This is a genomic window from Ideonella paludis (assembly GCF_018069865.1).
GTDB classification, from domain to species: domain Bacteria; phylum Pseudomonadota; class Gammaproteobacteria; order Burkholderiales; family Burkholderiaceae_C; genus Ideonella; species Ideonella paludis.
Genome location: NZ_JAGQDG010000007.1, coordinates 44,049 through 62,598, shown reverse-complemented (window position 1 = coordinate 62,598; position 18,550 = coordinate 44,049). Strand labels below are relative to the sequence as shown.

At 65.8% G+C, this 18,550-nt stretch carries 20 protein-coding genes and 1 tRNA gene; 1 reads left to right on the top strand and 20 read right to left on the bottom strand.

The genetic code is table 11. The features are described 5' to 3' along the window. Positions 1-4: 4 nt before the first annotated feature. From hypB to hemC, 20 genes are all read right to left on the bottom strand, one after another. The gene (hypB, locus tag KAK11_RS17320) at positions 5-1,033 is read right to left on the bottom strand and encodes a hydrogenase nickel incorporation protein HypB (protein WP_210810540.1); all 1,029 of its coding nucleotides are present in this window, start codon (positions 1,031-1,033) and stop codon (positions 5-7) included. A 10-nt stretch (positions 1,034-1,043) separates the two neighbouring features. Beyond that, positions 1,044-1,403 (bottom strand): hydrogenase maturation nickel metallochaperone HypA, encoded by a 360-nt coding sequence (gene hypA, locus KAK11_RS17315; RefSeq protein ID WP_210810539.1) that lies wholly within the window; start codon positions 1,401-1,403, stop codon positions 1,044-1,046. After that, positions 1,396-2,520 (bottom strand): nickel-dependent hydrogenase large subunit, encoded by a 1,125-nt coding sequence (locus KAK11_RS17310; protein WP_210810538.1) that lies wholly within the window; start codon positions 2,518-2,520, stop codon positions 1,396-1,398. The genes hypA and KAK11_RS17310 overlap by 8 nt, the downstream gene beginning before the upstream one ends. Further along, on the bottom strand, positions 2,517-3,107 hold the full coding sequence (hybE, locus tag KAK11_RS17305) for a [NiFe]-hydrogenase assembly chaperone HybE (RefSeq protein WP_210810537.1): 591 nt from the start codon (positions 3,105-3,107) through the stop codon (positions 2,517-2,519). The genes KAK11_RS17310 and hybE overlap by 4 nt, the downstream gene beginning before the upstream one ends. Before the next feature lie 15 nt (positions 3,108-3,122). Further along, positions 3,123-3,347 carry a rubredoxin gene (locus KAK11_RS17300; protein ID WP_210810535.1) on the bottom strand — a complete coding sequence of 75 codons (225 nt, stop codon included), beginning with the start codon at positions 3,345-3,347 and terminating at the stop codon, positions 3,123-3,125. Between the two features lie 5 nt (positions 3,348-3,352). Further along, entirely contained in the window at positions 3,353-4,264 is a 912-nt protein-coding gene (locus tag KAK11_RS17295) for a hydrogenase expression/formation protein (protein WP_210810534.1), read from the bottom strand. A 12-nt stretch (positions 4,265-4,276) separates the two neighbouring features. Further along, positions 4,277-4,762, bottom strand: coding sequence for a thioredoxin domain-containing protein (locus KAK11_RS17290; RefSeq protein ID WP_210810533.1), 486 nt, complete (start codon positions 4,760-4,762; stop codon positions 4,277-4,279). Then, positions 4,755-5,090, bottom strand: a complete 336-nt coding sequence (locus KAK11_RS17285; protein ID WP_210810532.1) for a HypC/HybG/HupF family hydrogenase formation chaperone — start codon at positions 5,088-5,090, stop codon at positions 4,755-4,757. The genes KAK11_RS17290 and KAK11_RS17285 overlap by 8 nt, the downstream gene beginning before the upstream one ends. Positions 5,091-5,100: 10 nt before the next feature. After that, positions 5,101-5,760, bottom strand: coding sequence for a HyaD/HybD family hydrogenase maturation endopeptidase (locus KAK11_RS17280; RefSeq protein ID WP_210810531.1), 660 nt, complete (start codon positions 5,758-5,760; stop codon positions 5,101-5,103). Between the two features lie 41 nt (positions 5,761-5,801). Further along, the gene (locus KAK11_RS17275) at positions 5,802-6,242 is read right to left on the bottom strand and encodes a HigA family addiction module antitoxin (RefSeq protein ID WP_210810529.1); all 441 of its coding nucleotides are present in this window, start codon (positions 6,240-6,242) and stop codon (positions 5,802-5,804) included. Next, complete coding sequence (gene cybH, locus KAK11_RS17270; RefSeq protein WP_210810528.1) at positions 6,239-6,970, bottom strand: Ni/Fe-hydrogenase, b-type cytochrome subunit; 732 nt, start codon at positions 6,968-6,970, stop codon at positions 6,239-6,241. The genes KAK11_RS17275 and cybH overlap by 4 nt, the downstream gene beginning before the upstream one ends. Positions 6,971-7,005: 35 nt before the next feature. Continuing rightward, positions 7,006-7,581, bottom strand: a complete 576-nt coding sequence (locus KAK11_RS17265; protein ID WP_246499109.1) for a HupE/UreJ family protein — start codon at positions 7,579-7,581, stop codon at positions 7,006-7,008. A 37-nt stretch (positions 7,582-7,618) separates the two neighbouring features. Further along, entirely contained in the window at positions 7,619-9,478 is a 1,860-nt protein-coding gene (locus tag KAK11_RS17260; RefSeq protein ID WP_210810527.1) for a nickel-dependent hydrogenase large subunit, read from the bottom strand. Positions 9,479-9,549: 71 nt separating this feature from the next. Further along, a complete protein-coding gene (locus tag KAK11_RS17255; RefSeq protein WP_210810524.1) occupies positions 9,550-10,629 on the bottom strand; it encodes a hydrogenase small subunit in 1,080 nt (359 codons plus the stop codon). Between the two features lie 223 nt (positions 10,630-10,852). Beyond that, complete coding sequence (locus tag KAK11_RS17250; protein ID WP_210810522.1) at positions 10,853-11,170, bottom strand: hypothetical protein; 318 nt, start codon at positions 11,168-11,170, stop codon at positions 10,853-10,855. Positions 11,171-11,246: 76 nt separating this feature from the next. Then, positions 11,247-11,323 (bottom strand) — tRNA-Arg (locus KAK11_RS17245). 55 nt (positions 11,324-11,378) lie between these two features. Further along, positions 11,379-12,620, bottom strand: coding sequence for a heme biosynthesis HemY N-terminal domain-containing protein (locus KAK11_RS17240; RefSeq protein ID WP_210810521.1), 1,242 nt, complete (start codon positions 12,618-12,620; stop codon positions 11,379-11,381). Between the two features lie 14 nt (positions 12,621-12,634). Continuing rightward, complete coding sequence (locus KAK11_RS17235) at positions 12,635-13,771, bottom strand: uroporphyrinogen-III C-methyltransferase (protein ID WP_210810520.1); 1,137 nt, start codon at positions 13,769-13,771, stop codon at positions 12,635-12,637. Positions 13,772-13,828: 57 nt separating this feature from the next. Further along, positions 13,829-14,602, bottom strand: coding sequence for a uroporphyrinogen-III synthase (locus KAK11_RS17230; RefSeq protein WP_310737825.1), 774 nt, complete (start codon positions 14,600-14,602; stop codon positions 13,829-13,831). After that, positions 14,599-15,549: a hydroxymethylbilane synthase gene (gene hemC, locus KAK11_RS17225; protein WP_210810519.1), complete on the bottom strand. Its 951-nt coding sequence runs from the start codon at positions 15,547-15,549 to the stop codon at positions 14,599-14,601. Before hemC ends, KAK11_RS17230 begins: the two co-directional genes overlap by 4 nt. 134 nt (positions 15,550-15,683) lie before the next feature. Here hemC and ppc point away from each other — a divergent pair, with 134 nt between their 5' ends. Next, a complete protein-coding gene (gene ppc / locus KAK11_RS17220; RefSeq protein ID WP_210810517.1) occupies positions 15,684-18,548 on the top strand; it encodes a phosphoenolpyruvate carboxylase in 2,865 nt (954 codons plus the stop codon). Positions 18,549-18,550 lie beyond the last annotated feature (2 nt).

Sequence of the window (18,550 nt, the reverse complement as noted above, 5' to 3'; positions counted from 1 at the left end):
AGGCTCACCGAGCCGCCTCCAGCGCCTGGAGCTTGGCTTCCAACTCTGCCACTCGACGGCGCAGTTGCGCTTCGGTGCTTTCAGGTGCGGCACTGACGTGAGCGGACGGAGCCTGCAAAAGCCAATCCAGCCAAGCGTCCAGGCCATCCCCGCGCGTGGCGGAGACCAACAGCACCTCGATGCCGGGGTTGACCCGGCGGGCGTACTCAATGCAGCGCGCCACATCAAAATTGAGGTGGGGCAGCAGGTCCACTTTGTTGAGCACCATCAGCGTGGCGGCGGCAAACATGTCGGGGTATTTGATCGGCTTGTCTTCGCCTTCTGTGACCGAGAGGATGGCGACCTTGGCCTGCTCACCCAAATCCCACATCGCGGGGCAGACGAGGTTGCCGACGTTCTCGATGAAGAGCAGGGCGTCCACCGCGCCGCCCTGTTCAGCGGGGGTGTGCGCGTGCGCCGCCCCGTGCAAGCTCAGGCGCGAGAACGCATCGCCCACCATTTGCGCATCCAGGTGGCAGCCCTTGCCGGTGTTGACCTGGATGGCGGGAGCGCCGGTGGCGCGGATGCGGTCAGCGTCGTTGGAGGTTTGCTGGTCGCCCTCGATCACCGCCACGGGCAAGTGAGGCACCCGCTGCTTGAGCGCTTCGATGGTGGCGCACAGCAGCGTCGTTTTGCCCGAGCCTGGGCTGGACACCAGGTTGTAGGCCGTCACGCCATGGGCGGCAAAGTGCGCCCGGTTGTCGGCCGCCAAGGCATTGTTGGCGCCCAGGACATCGGTCTCCAGCTTGATGGCTCGGGCCTGGCTCATGCCCGGCACCGAGACGCGGGCTGAGCCTGCGCCATAGTGCAGATCCCCCGTCTCAGGGTGCACGGCCACCACAGCGGCCTGCACCGGGCCGTGATGATGGGGCAGGCCCAGCGCATGGGCGCGGGCATGGGCAGCATCATGGTCAGGGCCCTCATGAGCATGCTCATGAGAATGGGGGGGGTGAGCAGGCACGTGGCCTGTGGCGCAACCGCAAACAACACACATGGTGCTTCCTTCAGGCAATGGGTTCGTCGTCGTGAACCAGCAGGTCGAGGACTTTCAACTCGGTCCCGCCGGTGGCTTGAATCTGGTGCCCACCGCATTGGGGGCAGGCATCGGCGCGGCTGTGAATGGTGACGCTGCAGGCACAGCGCAGGCACCATGCGCTGCCCGCCGGTTCATCGATCAGGATCTCGGCGCCTTCCAAGCAGGTGCCGGGCTGCAAGGCCTCCAAGGCAAAGCGCAAGGCCCGCACCTCGACACCGCTGAGGGCGCCCGCCTCCAGGTGCAGGTGCGAGACACGGCTGAAGCGCTCGCGCTGGGCGGCGTCCTCCACCAGGCGCAAGATGCCGCCCGCTAAGCTGAGTTCATGCATAGGTCAAAGTCTCCACAGGAGGCCGAGCTGTTGGGGCGCCGACCAGCTCGATACCGATGCAGGGGTCGAAGGCCGTGATCAGGCGATGGGCCTCATCCTCGCTGCCTTGCACGGGCAAGGCACTCAGGGCCTGCCCCAATGCACCCTGCGGGTGAAAGTTCCACTCGGTGGGCGCCAGCACGCGGTAGCGCTGCACGCGCGCCCCCGAGCTGTCATCACTGAGCTGCGCCACGTGGACCAGCAGCCCGCGGGCCGTTTCCGTCCAGGCCAGGCCCGTGGATGAACCAAGGCTCAGCGCACCGTGGGCCAAGACCTGATGGCCTTGCGGCAGCGCCAGTTGCACCAGCTCGCGCAGACGGGCCCACCAACGGTCCCACACCGTCAAGCACTGAGGCTGCAAAGCCTGCTCGCCCGGGTGGGCGTGGGCGCGGCTCCAAGGGCCGGTGTCGGCGGTCTGCCCGGCCCAATCTGGCTGGGCGCAAAAGCCGGGCTCGTCCAGCATGCCTTGTGCCAAGGTTGCGAGCTGGGCTTGCGCGGCCGGCCCCATCACCAAGCTGGCGCCCGGTGTGGCCAAAGCCATCGCGGCACCGGCCTGCGAGTGCAGCATGGCGGCCAGCGCCCCCGGAGCCTCTGCGGCCCATTGCCGGCCCGCCTCCGCATCGTTGGCGCAGCGCGCCCACCACGCCGCAGCGGGTTCACCCAGCCAATGCCGAGCCAGCCAGTCTGCCAAACGCGATAGGCCAAGCGCCGCATCGCTGGGCGCGGGCCACAGCGGGCAGCCGCGCAAGGGGGGCGCAGCGGCCACGCCGGGCCACAGGCGCGGCCAATCATGGGCGATGCGCAGCAGGTGCTCGCGGGCAGTGGCGGCTTGGTGCGCTTGTTGCTCGGCCTCGGTGATGACGGCCGGCTTTCCCAAAGCGGCCTGGACGGCCCGCTCGGCGGTCCAGCGCTGCGCGTGCGCGCACAGGCTGTAGACGGCGGCCACCAAGGCCGGCACTTGGCGCACAGGGCGCCCTTCCAGCAATCGTTGGGCCAAGAGCGGCCGGGTGCTGCGCAGCGTGGCGCCTGCGGCAGCACCGGGGTGCACAAAGAGATGACCGGCGAGATCAGCGCTCATGGTGTGACCCTTTTGGCCCTCAGCCCCAGCAAAAAGCCGCGCCGTGCGGGCATGGGCTCGCTGAGCTGGGGCGAAGGCGTGCCCGTGCTCAGCGTGACGGCTGGAGCCGGCACCGCAGGCTGAGCGCGGCTTGGCGCCACGGCAGTCGGCGCCAACGGCGCCGCGCCAGAGACCGCCATCTGACGCAGCACTTCATGCGCTGTCAGCACCGCAGCGGTTTGGTCGGCAAAGTCCGCCATGGGCGAGAACAAGGAGCAGCTCTCGAAGTGGCCCAGCAAGGGCTCGTGGGCGGCGATGAAGTCGCAGCGCTGCGCCGCAAAACTGCGGGTGGCCGACTCGCCAGGCCGCAGGCCTGCGCCCTGGCGTGCCTCCAGTGGCAAGCGCAGCAAGCTCATGAACCAGGGCGTGATCAGCACGCCTTGCAGGCAGACTTGCTGCGGGCCTTCTTGCACCTCGGCAAAGCCCACGGCCTGCACCCGCAAACCAGGGTGAAGCAGCCCCAGGCCTTGAAAGCGCGTGAGGGCAATGTGCTCGAACACCTGGGTCAGCAGATGAACACGAGCTTGGGCGGCGGGCGAGAGGCGCATGATGCGTGGACGGAGTCAGAGCACCATGAACTGCTCGGCCGCGCCGTCGCACTGCGGGCAGCGCCAGTGCGCAGGCAGGTCGACAAAAGGCACGCCCGGGGGAATCTGCCACTGGGCGTCACCTTCGGCCGGGTCATAGACCCACCAGCAGATCTTGCACTCCAGCCGGGCGTCGGCCGGCAAGCGGTGACGGTCGCCCAGATAACTGCCTTCGAAGCCAGCGCGGGGAAGCTCGCTCATGGCACTCATCCTTGGCGCACCCAGGCCAGCACTTCGGCCAGGCGCTCGGTGGAGTCCACCAGATCCTCCTGCGCCGCGCAGGCCACTTCTGGCATGTCAGTGACCTCCACTGAGTTCAAGATCACCGTGTCTTGGGAGTTGTAATAGACCACCCGCCAGGTGTTGGCCACGCAGCAGTTGGTGATGCGGCAATTGCCGTAGCCGCGCGAGAGGATGAGCACCCGGCCGGTGCCGAGCTGGGCGTCCATGAAGGAGATGTCCTCCACCGTCAGCGGCAGGAGCGTCAGGTTGACGACTTGGGGCCTGTCGCCCGGACGCCAGTGCTGGCGGTGGTCGGCCAGCTCCACCAGCACCATGGGGGCGTTCTGTACGCTGGGCGGGGGCTGGAGTTTGGCGGGCGTAAAGGGCAGGTCCTCCCGAGTCGCCTGCTTGAGCACAGCGGGCACAGTGGCGACTTCAATGGTGTCGCTCACCGCACCATCATCGGCCGTGGTGACGACGCGCCAGATGCCGGCAAACACCGACTCTTGCACGCTGACGCGCACGCGCGGCGCGGCCTCGCCAGGCTGCAGGGCGCGCGGGTCACCCGGCTGGGTGAGCACCTGTGCACTGACTTCGCCCTCACCTAACAACTGATTGAGCAGCGTGAGGTTGGCCGCATCCAAGCCTTGAACGGCCACCGGCGCCACCGCCTCGCCGCGGACCAGGGCTTGGGCCGCGCTGAGCACTTGCTGCAGCACGGCCACCGCGCCCTCATGGCCCGCGAGTTCCTCGGGCTCGGGCAGCGGTGGCGCCCTGAAGGTGGACATGCCTTGCGGCATGTGCAGGTAGTCCAGGGTTTCATCCTCGGTGTGGGCACCAGGGCCAGCGGCCACCACAGGGATGGGAAAGGGCTTGGCGGCAAAGGGTTGGCTCATGATGATGGGGCCTCAGTGGCAAGAAGACGCAGCGCTGGCACTCACCAGCGGAATGCCCACGCTGGGCGCGCGGGAGGTGGGCATGGCCAGGGCGTCCTTGACGCGGGCCAGGTAGTCGGTCCAGTCCAGCATGCCGGCCAGGGTGGTGACATAAGCGCCATCGCGCAAGAACACCAAGGAAGGCCAGCGCTGCACGCCCCAGCGGCGGGCCACCGCATCTTCGTCCCCGCGCAGGACCACGCCGATGTGGAAGCGGCCCTCAAAGGCCTTCTGCAATTCAGGCAGCACCACGGCCACGTCCACGCCCTCTGGGAAACGCACCGGGTCACCGCAGAAGAACAGCACACGCTCGCCCGAGCCTTGGGCAAAGGCCAGCGCATTCTGGGCATCCACCCATTGCGCGCCATGCTGGCTGACCAGGCGCTGCACCAAGGGAGGCTCTTGGGCCCAGGCTTCGGGGCTGTCGCTCAGCGCGACCCGCGTTGCGAATTCAGTCATGTCTCACCTCGTTGGGGGCACCTGCCAGCGCCCGTAGTTGCTCAGCGCTCATGGCCGAGGGCAAAGAAAATCCAGGGTCGTCCAAGGCCTGTGAGGAGACCGCGACCCCGACCATGCCGTGGGCCACCAAGTCCAGCACCGCATTGACCTCAGCGGCCCGCTCGGGGCTGATGTGTTCGCGGGCCGCCTCTAGGAACACCAGCACCCAGTCCCCCGGCTGCAGCGCTCCGACCAAGGCCGTGTTGATGCGCCGCTGCTCGCCCCGCCCCCAGACCTGGGCATGGCCGGGCTCCAGGCTCAGCACTTGCATGGGAATACCGATGCACATCGCGAGGCCCTCAACGCACCAAGAAGCGCTCGTCGCCCACCCGGCAGGCGAGCTGCGCATCGGGGCGGCCGGCTTCATAGGCGCTCAGGGTCAAGGTGGGCACCGTCACCATCTCGGCCTCAGGCGGTGGCGCCTCGCGGCGCACGGGTGCTGCGCCCCACTCAGCCAGCCGGGCCACGGCGCGGTGCACAGCGTCTTCCAGTGCGGCTTTGACGCAAGGGCGCAGGCTGCCGCCGTAGTCTTCCAGCTCCTCAGGCTGGCAACCAATGAGCAGCACCTCAGAGGGGTAGCGCTCGGTCAGCAGCGCCAGCATCAGCACCTCTTGAAAGCCGGTCTGGTGCAGGCTCATTTTCTTGGCGCCCAAGAAGCGCGGGACCTCTTCGTTTTCGACTTCCTTGAGCGCGCCGGGCGTGAGGCCATAGTCAATGGCATCCAGGATGAGCAGCTTGTGCGCCTCTTGCACGTGCTGGATGAGATAAAGGCCTTGTGTGCCGCCGTCGATCAGTCGGACATGCGGCGCGAACTGCCAGTCGCGGTCCAGGGCCTCGATGCAGCGCACGCCAAAGCCTTCATCGGCCCAGAGCACATTGCCGATGCCGAGCACCACGATGGTCTGGTCGGCGCTGTCACCAGGGGCGTTACAGGCACTTGGGGCGGTGGTGGGGCTCATGCAGTGATCCTCTTCGTTCAAGGGGGGGCGTTGGGCCGGGCTCAGGCCCAGGCCGCCGAAGGCTGTGCCGGCGTGGCGGGCGGGCAGCGCGGCGACAAGGCCGGCGCCTGCGGGGGGCGGCTGGCGTGCTGCACGCCATCAGGCTGGGTGGCCATTTGCAGGCGCAGGTCGCGCCAAGCCTGCCAAGCGTCCCAGCGGGCCTGCAAGCCCAGCCAGAAGGTGGCGGAGGTGCCAAACACCATGGCGCAGCGCACGGCGGTGTCGGCGGACATGGCGCGGTGGCCCATGATCAGCTCATTGACCCGGCGGCGCGATACGCCCAGCAGCTCAGCGGCTTTGGTTTGCGACAGGGCCAAGGGCTGCAGATACTGCCGCTCCAGAAAACGGCCTGGGTGAATGGGCGCACGCAAGGGCACGCCCTCGGGGCGACCCGCAGGGTGCACGGGCGACGCCCCTCCAGAATCCCAGGCCAAAGCGCTCATTTTTTGAAGGTCCGATAGCCGGAAATCATGGTGCTGACAATGCTTTGGCGGCCCATGATGTCTTCACGGATGGCGGCATAGACATGCAGCATCACGAACATCACCATGCCCCACAGGCCCATGTGGTGCCAGGTGTGCACGTCTTGCGATTGGCCCATCAAGGGAATGACCCAGCCAAAGCAGCGCTCGGCCCAGGAGCCCGCCTGAGTGCCTTCGCCATACAAGGCAAAGCCTGTCACCAGCATGAACACCGAGAGGAAGAAGAAGCCAAAGAACATGGCGGCCCGGGCCAGCGGGTTGTGGCCCACATAGCGGCTGGGCGCGGGGATGAGAAAGGCATACCACTTGAGCATGGTCAGCACCTCCGCCCAATAGGCCCTCTGGAAAATGGGCAGGGTGAACAGCTCCCGCGCATGATGGTTGCCAACAAAGGCCCAGTAGATACGGCCCAGCAAGCCCACCGCAAACACATAGCCCGCGGCAAAGTGCGCGAAGCGGATATAGCCCATCAGATAGTGGTCGCTGGCCTCGCCCGGCATGGTGGGCAGGGGCGAGCCGATGAAGTAGCCCGTGATGGCCAGCACGGTGATGGACAAGGCATTGATCCAGTGCCAGAGACGCACTGGCGCCTCATACACATAGACCGACTTGATGGTCGCGCCTTGCTCGATGGCACCTGGGTCGATGCCGGTGACATCGGCCAGCTTGTCTGCGTTTGCGGCGGTCATGCGCTGCCTCCTCGTCAACGTGGTGGTGGTGGGGCTCAGAGGCGGCTGACCAGCAGCACACCTGCGCCGCTGAGGCTCAAAGCCAGCAAACGCCACACGCCCGCCCGGGCTTGGCGCAAGGCCTGGCCCAGCCCCAGACCGGCGACGTGCAAGGCCGCCGTGCTGGCCAAGAAGCCTGCGGCATAGGCCAGCACACTGGCACCCACCGGCATCTCCGCGCCATGGGCCAAACCATGCAGGCTGGCTGCCGCCGCGACAAAGGCCAAACCCCAGCGCGCCGACAGCTTCGACCCCGCCAGCAGCATCAGGCCGAACATCAGCACCGACAGGGCAATGCCCAGCTCAGTGCCGGCCCACGCCAGGCCACCGATGCCAGCCAAGGCGCCCGCCGTCATGCCCAGCAAAAAGGCCACCGGCCCCCAGGCCCGCTGGGCGCCCTTCAAGACCGAGGCGGACCACAGGCCCACCGCCACCATGGCCAGCAGGTGGTCAGCGCCAAAGGGGTGGACGAGGCCCTGCATCAGGGTGCTGGTGTCATGGCCAGTGTGAGCAGAGGCCACGGTGGTGCTGGCACCCAGTGCCAAGGCCAGCAGGATTCGTTTGTTCATCATGAATGTTCTCCTTACAGCGGGGGTGAGGAAGCGCGCCTCAGCGCACCTTGACGGTGCTGAGCTCAGCACCGTCTTCGCTCATCACATGGGTGGAGCAAGCCAAGCAGGGGTCGAAGCTGTGCAGGGTGCGCAGGATCTCGACGGGCTGCTCGGGGTTGACCATGGGCGTGTTCATCAGCGAGGCCTCGAAGGCGCCGATCTGGCCCTTGTGGTCGCGCGGCGAGCCGTTCCAGGTGGTGGGCACCACGCACTGGTAGTTCTCGATCTTGCCGTCTTTGATCTTGATCCAGTGGCCCAGCATGCCGCGCGGCGCGGCCACCGTGCCCACGCCCTTGGCCTCCTTGGGCCAAGTGGCCGGGTCCCACTTCTCGACATTGGCCGTGCTGGTGTCGCCGGCTTTGATGTTGGCGACGAGCTGCTTGAAGTCGTCCATCATCATCTCGCCGCAGTACTGGCCTTCCAACGCCCGCGCCAGGGTGCGGCCGATGGTGCTGGGCAGCATCTGCTTCAGCGTGTACTGGGTCTCGGGCAGGCCCAGGGCCTTAGGAATCGCGCTGTTGATGGCCTGCGCGGCACTGTCGACCTGCTCTTTGACGCGCTGACAATGTTTGTTGCCTTTGCTGGCATGGGCATAGGCCAAGATGTAGCGCGACAAGGGGCCTACCTCAACCGCATGGCCACGCCAGCGCGGCGACTTGATCCAAGAGTACTTGGCCGACTCATCCAACTGGTCGATCTTGGTCTTGCTGCCCTTGAAGTTGGGGCCGGTGGGGTTGAAGTTGGGCACGGTCTCGCCGTCCCAGGGGTGCAAGCCCTTGGTCTCGTCGGCGTACTTGTACCAACTGTGCGAGACGAACTCCTGCACCTGCTCAGGGTCGCGCGGGTCAATGGGCAGGATCTCGTCCCAATTGCCGTTCAGGATCACACCGCCCGGCAGTTGGTGGGTGCTGTGGTCGTAAGGCACTTTCTCATAGGTGCCGTAGTCGGCCACATTGGTGGCAGACAGCCCACCGCCATAGAGCCAGCCGGCTTGTTTGTAGATGGTGCCGATGGCCAACACGTCCGGGATGTAGACGTTGTTGTTGAACTCGATCATCTCCTTGATGCGCGCCTCAACAAAGTTCAGACGCTCCATATTGATGGGCGCACCGGCGGCCCCATTGCCATCGATGTTGATGGCGCAGGGCACGCCACCCACCAGGTAGTTGGGGTGGGGGTTCTTGCCGCCAAAGATGGTGTGCACCTTGACCCATTCCTTCTGCAGGTCCAGCGCCTCCAGATAGTGGGTCACGGCCATCAAGTTGGCCTCGGGGGGCAGCACATAGGCCTTGGAGCCCCAGTAGCCGTTCATGAAGGGGCCGAGCTGACCGGATTCAACGAACTTCTTGAGCCGGTTCTGCACATCGCGGAAATAGCCCGGCGAAGACAGCGGATGGCTGGGCGAGACCAGTTGCTGCAGCTCCGAGGTCTTTTTGGGGTCGGCCTTGAGGGCTGAGACCACATCCACCCAGTCCAGCGCATGCAGGTGGTAGAAGTGCACCGCATGGTCGTGGACCTGCAAGGTCTTGGCCATCATCTCGCGGATCAGGTGGGCGTTGAGCGGGATCTTGATGCCCAGCGCATCTTCCACCGCCCGCACGCTGGTCAGCGCATGGCAGCCGGTGCAGACACCGCAGATGCGCTCCACAAAGGCCCAGGCGTCGCGCGGATCGCGGCCCTTGAGGATGACCTCCAGCCCGCGCCACATGGTGCCGGTGGAGACGGCGTTGCGGATGATGTTGTCTTTATCGACGTTGACTTCGCATCGCATATGACCCTCGATGCGGGTCACCGGGTCAACGACGATGCGCTTGCCCGTGTTGTCGAGCTTGAAGCCTTGAGTTTCAATCACACCCATGATGTGAGGTCCTTCTGAATCGGTGGTGAGACCGTGCCAAGCACGGTGCTTGCGGCGCCGCGGGAGCGCGCTCAGCCGCTGGTGTGGGTGGTGTCCGGTTTGACGCCTGCGCGCTTGATGGCCGACGCGGCGGCATGCGCCACCACTGCCGCACCCACCACGCCGGCGGCCGCGCCACCGATCTGGTCGGCCGTGCCTTCAATGCCGAACTGATGAATGGTGGTCAGGCGGTCGTAGAAGGAGCCCTTGTCCCAGAAGCCATCTTCGGAGCAGCCAATGCAGCCGTGGCCCGCCTTGATGGGGAAGCTGGTGCCCTCGTTCCACTGCACCGTGGAGCAGGCGTTGTAGGTGGTCGGGCCCTTGCAACCCACTTTGTAGAGGCAGTAGCCCTTTTTGGCCGACTCATCGTCCCAAGCCTCGACAAACTGGCCCGCGTCAAAGTGGGGACGGCGGTAGCACTTGTCGTGAATGCGCTGGCTATAGAACATCTTGGGCCGACCTTGGCGATCCAACTCAGGGATCTTGTCAAAGGTCAGCATGTAGGTGATCACGCCGGTCATCACCTCGGCGATCGGGGGGCAGCCCGGCACCTTGATGATGGGTTTGTCGGTGATGACCTTGTGGATGGGCGTGGCCTGGGTCGGGTTGGGCTTGGCCGCTTGCACACAGCCCCAAGAAGCGCAGGAGCCCCAGGCGATCACGGCCTTGGCGTCTTTGGCCACATGCTTAAGTTTCTCGATGAAGGGCTTGCCTGACTGGATGCAGAACATCCCGTCTTCATTCAGTGGCGGGTTGCCCTCCACCGCCAAGATGTACTGGCCCTTGTACTTGGTCATGATCTCTTCGAGGATGGCCTCGGCCTGATGGCCGGCGGCGGCCATCAAGGTGTCGTCATAGTCCAGCGAGATCATGGAGAGCACCACATCCTTGGCCAGCGGATGGGCTGAGCGGATGAAGCTCTCGGAGCAGCACGTGCACTCCAAGCCATGCAGCCAGAGCACCGGCGTGCGCGGCTTGGTCTCCATCGCGTGCGCAATCTGCGGCACAAAGGCCGGCCCCAAACCCAAAGAGGTGGCGGTCAGCGAACAGTACTTCATCAAGCTGCGGCGGGAAATGCCCTGCCGGCGCATCACCTCGTAAAAGGTTTCCATGTGGGGTCTCCTCCAGACATCAAGCCCGCGACACGCGGTGACTTGTCTTGTCTCAAGAGACGTGCCAGAAACAGCCCCCCTGGTGAAAGCACCTAGCGCCGAAAACAAGTGACTGTCAGCACTGACATTTTTGGCGGAGCTTGGCCGCGCGCTGGGCGCGCCTGCGCAGGCGCTGATCACTGAGCTTCCACTTGATCCCTCGAAGCGGAAGCTCTGTTTGCAGTTACTGGTCTGCGGATGCGAGGCCCTCGCAAGGCCAATTCAAGAGTTCCGCCAAGCGCCTCACCACCCACCAGGGCTCGCCTTCGCTCATACCGGCGTCCGGCGTCTGCAAGCCGCGCAGGCACCGCGCTAAGACCATGTCCTCGCTCAGACCTTGGTCGTGGTGCAAGGCTTGGGCGCTGGCCATGAGGTGATGCGCCAAGTCCTCACAGAGCTCATAGCGAGCCCGCACCTCAGGCAAGGGCCGCAAGAGGCGCCCACGCAGGCCCGCGTAGAGCTTGAGAAAGCTGTCGGGGATGAAGGCGGATTGATCGTCCATGCGCAGAGCGGCTGGGGCTGACTGTGAAGCGGGCAAGAAAAAAGCCAGCATGCTTTCACATGCTGGCTTTCTCGTATGGTGCGGCTGGCAGGATTCGAACCCACGACCCCTTGGTTCGTAGCCAAGTACTCTATCCAACTGAGCTACAGCCGCTGAAAGATAGAACTATAGCACAGCTATTTTCATGTGGCTAGTTTTCTTTGAAAAATTATTCAAGAAACGCCGCGCGGCGCTCCAGGGCGACGGCCTTGTCCTCATCGCCCTCGCTGCGGGCAATGCTGGCCAAGCTGCGCAAGGCTTGGCGGCGAACAGACTTGGGCAGGGCATCGCTGGCAGCGGTTTGCTCCAGCGGGCGCTTGGCTTTGCCCCAAAGTTGGCGCTGCTCAAAAGCGGCCCCCGCCGCCGCCAGCAAGGCAGCGTCATGGCCATGCGCTGACAAGGCCGCTTCGACACGTGGCAGCCAATCGCTGCCCAGGCCCTGGGCGCAGTCCACCAAGGCCAGCGCCAGCTCGTGTCGCGACTCGGCATCTTGGCGCGGCATCTGCTCCCACAGCGGCTGCAGCCAGTCCCGGCCCAAACTCACCTGGCCCAGGGCCTTGGCGCGCCGTGCCGCACGAGCCACCACAAAAGCATCTTTGCGATTGGCGGCATCCAGCGCCGCCCAGGTGCGGCGCAACTGCTCTTCATCCAAGGATTGCTCCAAGGCCTCAATGGCCAAAGAGCGCAACAAAGCCTTGGCCGCCAAGGCGGAGAAGCCCTGGTGCTTGGCCAAGAGACGGGCCGTCTGCAATGCGTCCAGCGGCTTGCGCTGCTGGCGCGTGGCACTGAGCTTGAGCCGCAAGGCCTGGGTGCGACGAGCCACACCAGGTGGCAGAGCACTCAGCAGGGCCAGGCTGCGCTCGGCATCGCGGTCGTCCAGCGCCCACTGTGCGGCCAATAGCTGGGCGCCATCGGCACTGGAGCCGCCAGCCTGGCGTCCTGAGGCCAAGGCGCTGGCCAAGCGGCTCTCGCGGCCCAGCCGGTCTTGCAATTGATGCAGGCTGCTGGCCGCAATCAGCTGCGCCAGGGTCGTGAACTGCGGCTCACGCGCCAGTTCGGGCACATGGGATTGCAGCAGCAGGGCTTGGTCGGCGGCGCGCTGGGCACGGGCATAGCGCGCTGCGAACAACTCCGTTAAGGCCTCGCGCAGTGCTGCGTGGGCAGCACGCTCGCGCTTTTGCTCGCGCCACGCTTGTGCGCGCGTGGGCAGAGCCAGCAAACCGCTGATGGCCTGGAAGGCGACAAAGGTCAGCACCACGGCCGCCACCAGCAAGAGCAAGAAGAGGTTGAGCGAGAGATCCACCCGCCACGCGCCTTGATAGATGGACACCAAGCCGTCGTTGGGCCCCAGCACCGACGCCGACACCACGGCCACCGTGAACAACAAGATCAGCCAGATCACGCCGCGCATGGCTGCTCCGTCGCTCAGCGGCCCGCTGCCGCAGCGGCCAAGGCGGCCAGAGACTCGTCGGCGCGGGGCAGCGGCACTTGGCGGCTCTGTGCCGCAATCGCTGCCATCTGCTCAGAGGCTGCCGCCACCCGCCGCGTGTTGCGGTCAAAGTAACGGTCCAGTGAGGCTCTGGCCTGCGCCAAGTCCGACTGCACCACATCAAACTGGCGCGACAAGAGCGCCAAGCGTGCATTGAGCAGGCGCAGCTTCAAGTTCTCTCGAACAAAAAAGGATTGCTCAGGCGTCAGCAGCATGGCTTCGGGGTGATCGATGCGCGTCACCCGCACCAGCGAGCGGGCTTCTTGCCAGATGTCGGCCATCACACGTTGGCTGCCCAGGGCCAGCGTTCCCCACCAAGACAGATCGGGGGCCGGACCGGGGCTGGCGGCCTTGGCCACCGCTGGGGCTGAGGCTGCCGCTCGTGCTGGCTCAGGCGCCGCACGGCGCATAGGCTCGGAGAGCAAGGGCAACTCATCCACAGTGCGAATCAGTTCATCAAGGCGGACTGACAGCGAAGGCAGGTCCGCGACATTGGCCGCACGGACCTTGTCGAGGTCTTTGGCCACAGCGCGGCGCACCCGCTCCAAGCGGGGCTGCTCATAGCGCGCCAGCCGCTCATCGGCCTGGCGCAACACCGCCACCATGGGCTCCAAACTGCCGGTGATGGCTGACTGCTGCTGGGCCACGCGCAAGGCGGCCTCGACATCGGCGACGACATTTTCATCGCGCGAACGCGACAGGCTTTGGATCAACTCCTCGACCTGGCTGCGCTGCAAAGCCGTCTCCGCCACACGGGCTTCCAGCAAGGCCATCTTGGCCGCGAGCTGGGTGGAGGAGTCATGCGACTGCTTGGCCAGCAAACGCGCTTCGGTGGATTGTTCTTGGCTGCTTTGCTGGCGGCGCACCAGCTCTTGCTCCAGGCTGCGCACTCGCTGCTGGGTGCTCCAGACGAGGACCAAGCACCCCACCACCAAAACGAGCAAGCCGACGCCTCCCACCCATCGCCAGTTCGGGCCGGCTGGCACAGGGCCCGGCGCAGGCGCTGGAACAGCAGGGCTGGCCACCGCCGGCTCCGGGGCGGCCACAGGACTTGGTGCGGTAGGTTCGTTCATGCTGACCATGTGCGAACCATTGTATAGAGCGGTGATGACGCCTCTGACGCAGCGCAGCTATGGCGCCACACTGGCGTGATGGAACCACTGTGCTACGGCCTCGGGGGTGGGTTGAATCTCATCCACTCGGCCAAAACCCAGGTCTCGGGCGCGCTGGGCAATGCGCGGGTGCGAAGCCAAGGCCACGCTGCGCGACCAGGCCACCTCGGGGGCCAGCGCCAGCAAATGGTCCAGCGCCTCGCTGCTGCTGAGCAGCCAGACATGGGCTTCAGGCTTGGCCACCGCCTGGGCCAGCACGGCCAACTGGGCCGGGCTCCACTGAGGGCGGCCGCGGCTGTAGGCCTGCACAAACTGCACCTCAGCGCCGGCAGACTGCAGCGTCTGCGCCAACCAGTCTCGCCCGCCGTCGCCCCGCACCACCCAAGCGCGACGACCTTGCCAGCCCTGCGCCTGGAGCTTGAGCCACAGATGCTCAGAATCGAACTGAGCGGCGTCCGCATCAGGGGCCACGATGCACTCCGCCGGCACACCGGCCGCCTTCAGCACCGCCACCGTGCCTGGCCCGGTGGCCGCAGCCTGCACCCCTGAAGGCCAGGGCCAGTTGCCCCCTAAACAGGCCATGCATTGCGCCGCCGCATTGGGGCTCACAAACATCACCAAGTCACCCGCCACCCACTGCGCTGCAGCCGCCCTCACCATCTCAGGCTGCGGCGCCGGCGCAATCTCCAGCAAAGGCAGCGCCACCGCATGCAGGCCCAAGGCCGCCAGCTTGCCGACCCACTGGGTGGCCTGCGGCTGCGGCCGGGTGATGAGCGCTAAGCGATGCTTCACGCGCTGCAGGGCAAATAAGCCTGGCCGCCTTGGGCCAACAGCGCTTCCGCCGCCTGGCGCCCCAAGGCCAGCGCGGCATCGGCGTCGGCCACCGCGGCCTGCAAAGCCACTTTGACCAAGGGCTGCTGCGGCTGGGTGGCATGGCCCAGCGCCGCATTCAGGGTCATCTGCCCGTTGTGCCACACCGCGTGCGCGGCCAGCGGCATGCTGCAACTGCCGCCCAGGCGGCGGGAGACCTCACGCTCGGCCTGGGTGGCCAGGGCAGAAGGCAGATGCGCCAGACGCTGCAAGGCAGCCAGCAAGCCCGCACTGCTGCTGCGCACCTCCAGGCCCAAGGCGCCCTGCCCGGCCGCCGGGATCATTTGCTCGGGTGTGAACACACTGCGAATGCGTTCACCCAGGCCCAGGCGCTTCAGGCCGGCAGCCGCCAGCACGATGGCATCAAACTGGCCTTCATCCAGCTTGCGCAAGCGGGTGTCCAAGTTGCCGCGCAGCGGCTCAATGCGCAGGTCCGGGCGCAAGGCCAGTAACTGCACCACACGGCGCAGGCTGGAGGTGCCCACACAGGCGCCCTGGGGCAAGCTGGCCACGTCCGCATAGTGGGGCGAGACAAAGGCGTCGCGCGGGTCCTCGCGCTCCAGCACGGCAGCCAGCACAAAGCCCTCGGGCAGCTCCATGGGCACATCCTTGAGCGAATGCACGGCCATGTGGGCCTGGCCAGACTCCAAGGCGGTCTCCAACTCTTTGACGAACAAGCCCTTGCCGCCCACCTTGGACAGCGCCCGGTCAAGGATTTGATCGCCCTTGGTCGTCATACCCAAAAGGCTGGCCGACAGGCCCAATTCGTCGCGCAAGCGGTCACGGACATGTTCCGCTTGCCAAAGCGCCAAGCGACTTTCGCGGGTGGCAATGACCACCGGCACAGAGATGGAAGGTGCTGCATTCATGCCACGGATTATCGCGTCTGGGCCACAGGCCAGTCTGCACCAGCGCAAGGCAGGCCTGCGCCATGGTGCCAAGCGGCCCCGGATCGGTTAGTATTTGCGATTGGTAATTCGGTTACTAATTTTTGGAGCCTTTCATGCCCAGCGCTCAAGCCAAGCCCGCCGCCCGACCCTCCAGCGCGAAAGCGAGCAAATCTGCTGATAAATCTTTGGCTCGCCAAGATGACACCAGCAAGAACAAGCCACTTGTTGAGGATATTCGGTTACTCGGTCGGATCCTGGGTGACGTGATTCGTGAGCAAGAGGGCAAAGAGGCTTTTGAGCTGATCGAGCGGGTGCGCCAGCTCTCGGTGGCGTACCGCATCAAGAAAGACGCGAGCGCCGGGCGCGTGCTGGACCGGCTGCTGAAGAACCTCTCGGCCGAGCAAACGGTCAGCGTGATCCGGGCCTTCAGCTACTTCTCTCATCTGGCCAATATTGCCGAAGACCGCCACCATGTGCGGCGCCGCGCCCACCACGAGGCGGCAGGCACTTTGGCCGAGGGCTCACTGGCCATGTGCTTTGAGAAGCTGGCCCGCGCCGACCACCGCGCCACCGACATTGCTGCAGCCCTGCAACAGGCCTACATCAGCCCGGTGCTGACGGCCCACCCCACCGAAGTGCAGCGCAAAAGCATCTTGGACGCCGAGCGTGCCGTGGCCGAACTGGTGGGCCAGCGCGACGAGCTGCGCACCGAGCGCGACCTGCACGAGAACGAGGCCTTGATCCGCGCCCGGGTCACCCAGCTCTGGCAGACGCGCATGCTGCGCTACACCAAGCTGACGGTGCCCGACGAGATCGACAACGCGCTGACCTACTACCCGGCCACTTTCCTGCGCCAGATCCCGCGCATGTACCAAGAGATTGAACGCGCCCTGCCCGGCCATGCCGTGCCCTCGTTCTTCCGCATGGGCCACTGGATTGGCGGCGACCGCGACGGCAACCCGAATGTCACCGCCGACACCCTGAAGATTGCCCTGACCCGGCAGAGCGAAGTGGCCCTGCGCCACTACCTCACCGAAGTCCACGCCCTGGGTGCCGAGCTGTCCATGTCGGCCATGCTGGCGCCCGTCACCCCCGCCATGCAAGCCTTGGCCGAGCGCTCGCCGGACACCAACCCGCACCGTGAGGACGAGCCCTACCGCCGCGCTTTGATTGGCGTTTATGCCCGCTTGGCCGCCACCTTGCAGGCGCTGACTGGCACCGAAGCCCTGCGCCATGCGGTCGCCCCGCAAGACCCTTACGCCAGCCCTGAAGAGTTCTTGGCTGACCTGCGCACCGTGGAGGCCTCGCTGAAGAGCCATCACGCCCAGGCGCTGGTGGCCCCGCGCTTGGCACCCTTGATGCGCGGGGTTCAAGTCTTTGGCTTCCATCTGGCCACCGTGGATTTGCGCCAAAGCTCGGACCAGCACGAGCTGGTGGTGGCCGAGTTGCTGCGCCATGCCCGCTTGGAAGCGGACTATGTGCGGCTGGATGAAGCCGCCAAGCGCGAGGTGCTGCTGCGCCAGCTCTGCGACGCCCGGCCCTTGCGCGTGCCTGGGGCCGCCTACTCGGCGCTGACCGTGGGCGAGCTGGCCATTTTTGAGACGGCAGCGCAGAGCCTGAAGCGCTTTGGCCGAGAGGCGATCCGCCACACCATCATCTCGCACACCGAAGAGGTCTCTGACCTGCTGGAAGTGCTGCTGCTGCAAAAGGAAAGTGGCCTGCTGGTGGGCACCTTGGACGAGGCGGCGGTGGCCGCGCTGATCGTCTCGCCTTTGTTTGAGACGATTGAAGACCTGCGCCAAGCCGGCCGCATCATGCGCGAGTTCTACGCCCTGCCTGGCATCGCCGGCCTGCTGGCCCGCAGCGGTGGCGAGCAGGACGTGATGCTGGGTTATTCGGACAGCAATAAGGACGGCGGCTTCTTTACCAGCAACTGGGAGCTGTACCGCGCCGAGATCGCCCTGGTGGCTTTGTTCGACGAGCTGGAAGCCGCCCACGGCATCCGCCTGCGTCTCTTCCATGGCCGCGGCGGCACGGTGGGCCGGGGCGGCGGCCCCAGCTATCAGGCTATCTTGGCCCAACCCCCGGGCACGGTGAAGGGCCAGATCCGCCTGACCGAGCAAGGCGAAGTCATCGCCTCCAAATATGCCCACCCAGAGATCGGCCGACGCAACCTGGAAACCTTGGTCGCCGCGACGCTGGAAGCGACCTTGCTGCACCCCACCAAGCAGGCCCCCAAGGCTTTCTTGGAGGCCGCTGAGGCACTGAGCGTGGCCAGCATGGCGGCCTACCGCCACATCGTCTACGAGACCCCGGGCTTCACCGATTACTTCTTTGCGGCCACGCCCATCCGCGAGATTGCCGAGCTGAACATTGGCTCGCGCCCCGCCTCGCGCAAGGCCACGCGCCGCATTGAAGACCTGCGCGCCATCCCCTGGGGCTTCTCCTGGGGCCAGTGCCGCGTGGCACTGCCGGGCTGGTGCGGTTTTGGCTCCGCGGTCGAGTCCTATTTGGGCGACGACAAAAAGCAGCGGGCTCAGCGCCTGGAGTTGCTGCAGCGCATGTTCAAGCAGTGGCCCTTCTTCCGCACCCTGCTCTCCAACCTGGACATGGTGCTGGCCAAGAGCGATTTGCGCATTGCCCAGCGCTATGTGGAGTTGGTCGAAGACAAGCGCCTGGGCAAGAAGATCTTCACCGCCATCAAGGACGAGTGGGAGCGCACCCAGGCCGCCTTGAGCCTGATCACCGGCGAGGCGGATCGCCTGCAGTCCAACCCCAGTCTGGCACGCTCCATCGAGCACCGCTTCCCCTACCTGGACCCGATCAACCACCTGCAAGTGGAGCTGATGCGCCGCTACCGCAAGCGCCCCAAGGCCAGCGCCGACGACACCGCACTGGACCCGACGCTGGAGCGGGTGCAGCGCGGCATTCACCTCTCGATCAACGGCATTGCCGCGGGCTTGCGCAACACAGGCTGAAG

Excerpts from the sequence above, each read along its gene's own strand:
- hypB (WP_210810540.1), bottom strand. The coding sequence starts at position 1,033 with ATGTGTGTTGTTTGCGGTTGCGCCACAGGCCACGTGCCTGCTCACCCC.
- hypA (WP_210810539.1), bottom strand. The coding sequence starts at position 1,403 with ATGCATGAACTCAGCTTAGCGGGCGGCATCTTGCGCCTGGTGGAGGAC.
- KAK11_RS17310 (WP_210810538.1), bottom strand. The coding sequence starts at position 2,520 with ATGAGCGCTGATCTCGCCGGTCATCTCTTTGTGCACCCCGGTGCTGCC.
- hybE (WP_210810537.1), bottom strand. The coding sequence starts at position 3,107 with ATGCGCCTCTCGCCCGCCGCCCAAGCTCGTGTTCATCTGCTGACCCAG.
- KAK11_RS17300 (WP_210810535.1), bottom strand. The coding sequence starts at position 3,347 with ATGAGCGAGCTTCCCCGCGCTGGCTTCGAAGGCAGTTATCTGGGCGAC.
- KAK11_RS17295 (WP_210810534.1), bottom strand. The coding sequence starts at position 4,264 with ATGAGCCAACCCTTTGCCGCCAAGCCCTTTCCCATCCCTGTGGTGGCC.
- KAK11_RS17290 (WP_210810533.1), bottom strand. The coding sequence starts at position 4,762 with ATGACTGAATTCGCAACGCGGGTCGCGCTGAGCGACAGCCCCGAAGCC.
- KAK11_RS17285 (WP_210810532.1), bottom strand. The coding sequence starts at position 5,090 with ATGTGCATCGGTATTCCCATGCAAGTGCTGAGCCTGGAGCCCGGCCAT.
- KAK11_RS17280 (WP_210810531.1), bottom strand. The coding sequence starts at position 5,760 with ATGAGCCCCACCACCGCCCCAAGTGCCTGTAACGCCCCTGGTGACAGC.
- KAK11_RS17275 (WP_210810529.1), bottom strand. The coding sequence starts at position 6,242 with ATGAGCGCTTTGGCCTGGGATTCTGGAGGGGCGTCGCCCGTGCACCCT.
- cybH (WP_210810528.1), bottom strand. The coding sequence starts at position 6,970 with ATGACCGCCGCAAACGCAGACAAGCTGGCCGATGTCACCGGCATCGAC.
- KAK11_RS17265 (WP_246499109.1), bottom strand. The coding sequence starts at position 7,581 with ATGATGAACAAACGAATCCTGCTGGCCTTGGCACTGGGTGCCAGCACC.
- KAK11_RS17260 (WP_210810527.1), bottom strand. The coding sequence starts at position 9,478 with ATGGGTGTGATTGAAACTCAAGGCTTCAAGCTCGACAACACGGGCAAG.
- KAK11_RS17255 (WP_210810524.1), bottom strand. The coding sequence starts at position 10,629 with ATGGAAACCTTTTACGAGGTGATGCGCCGGCAGGGCATTTCCCGCCGC.
- KAK11_RS17250 (WP_210810522.1), bottom strand. The coding sequence starts at position 11,170 with ATGGACGATCAATCCGCCTTCATCCCCGACAGCTTTCTCAAGCTCTAC.
- KAK11_RS17240 (WP_210810521.1), bottom strand. The coding sequence starts at position 12,620 with ATGCGCGGCGTGATCTGGCTGATCTTGTTGTTCACGGTGGCCGTGGTG.
- KAK11_RS17235 (WP_210810520.1), bottom strand. The coding sequence starts at position 13,771 with ATGAACGAACCTACCGCACCAAGTCCTGTGGCCGCCCCGGAGCCGGCG.
- hemC (WP_210810519.1), bottom strand. The coding sequence starts at position 15,549 with ATGAATGCAGCACCTTCCATCTCTGTGCCGGTGGTCATTGCCACCCGC.
- ppc (WP_210810517.1), top strand. The coding sequence starts at position 15,684 with ATGCCCAGCGCTCAAGCCAAGCCCGCCGCCCGACCCTCCAGCGCGAAA.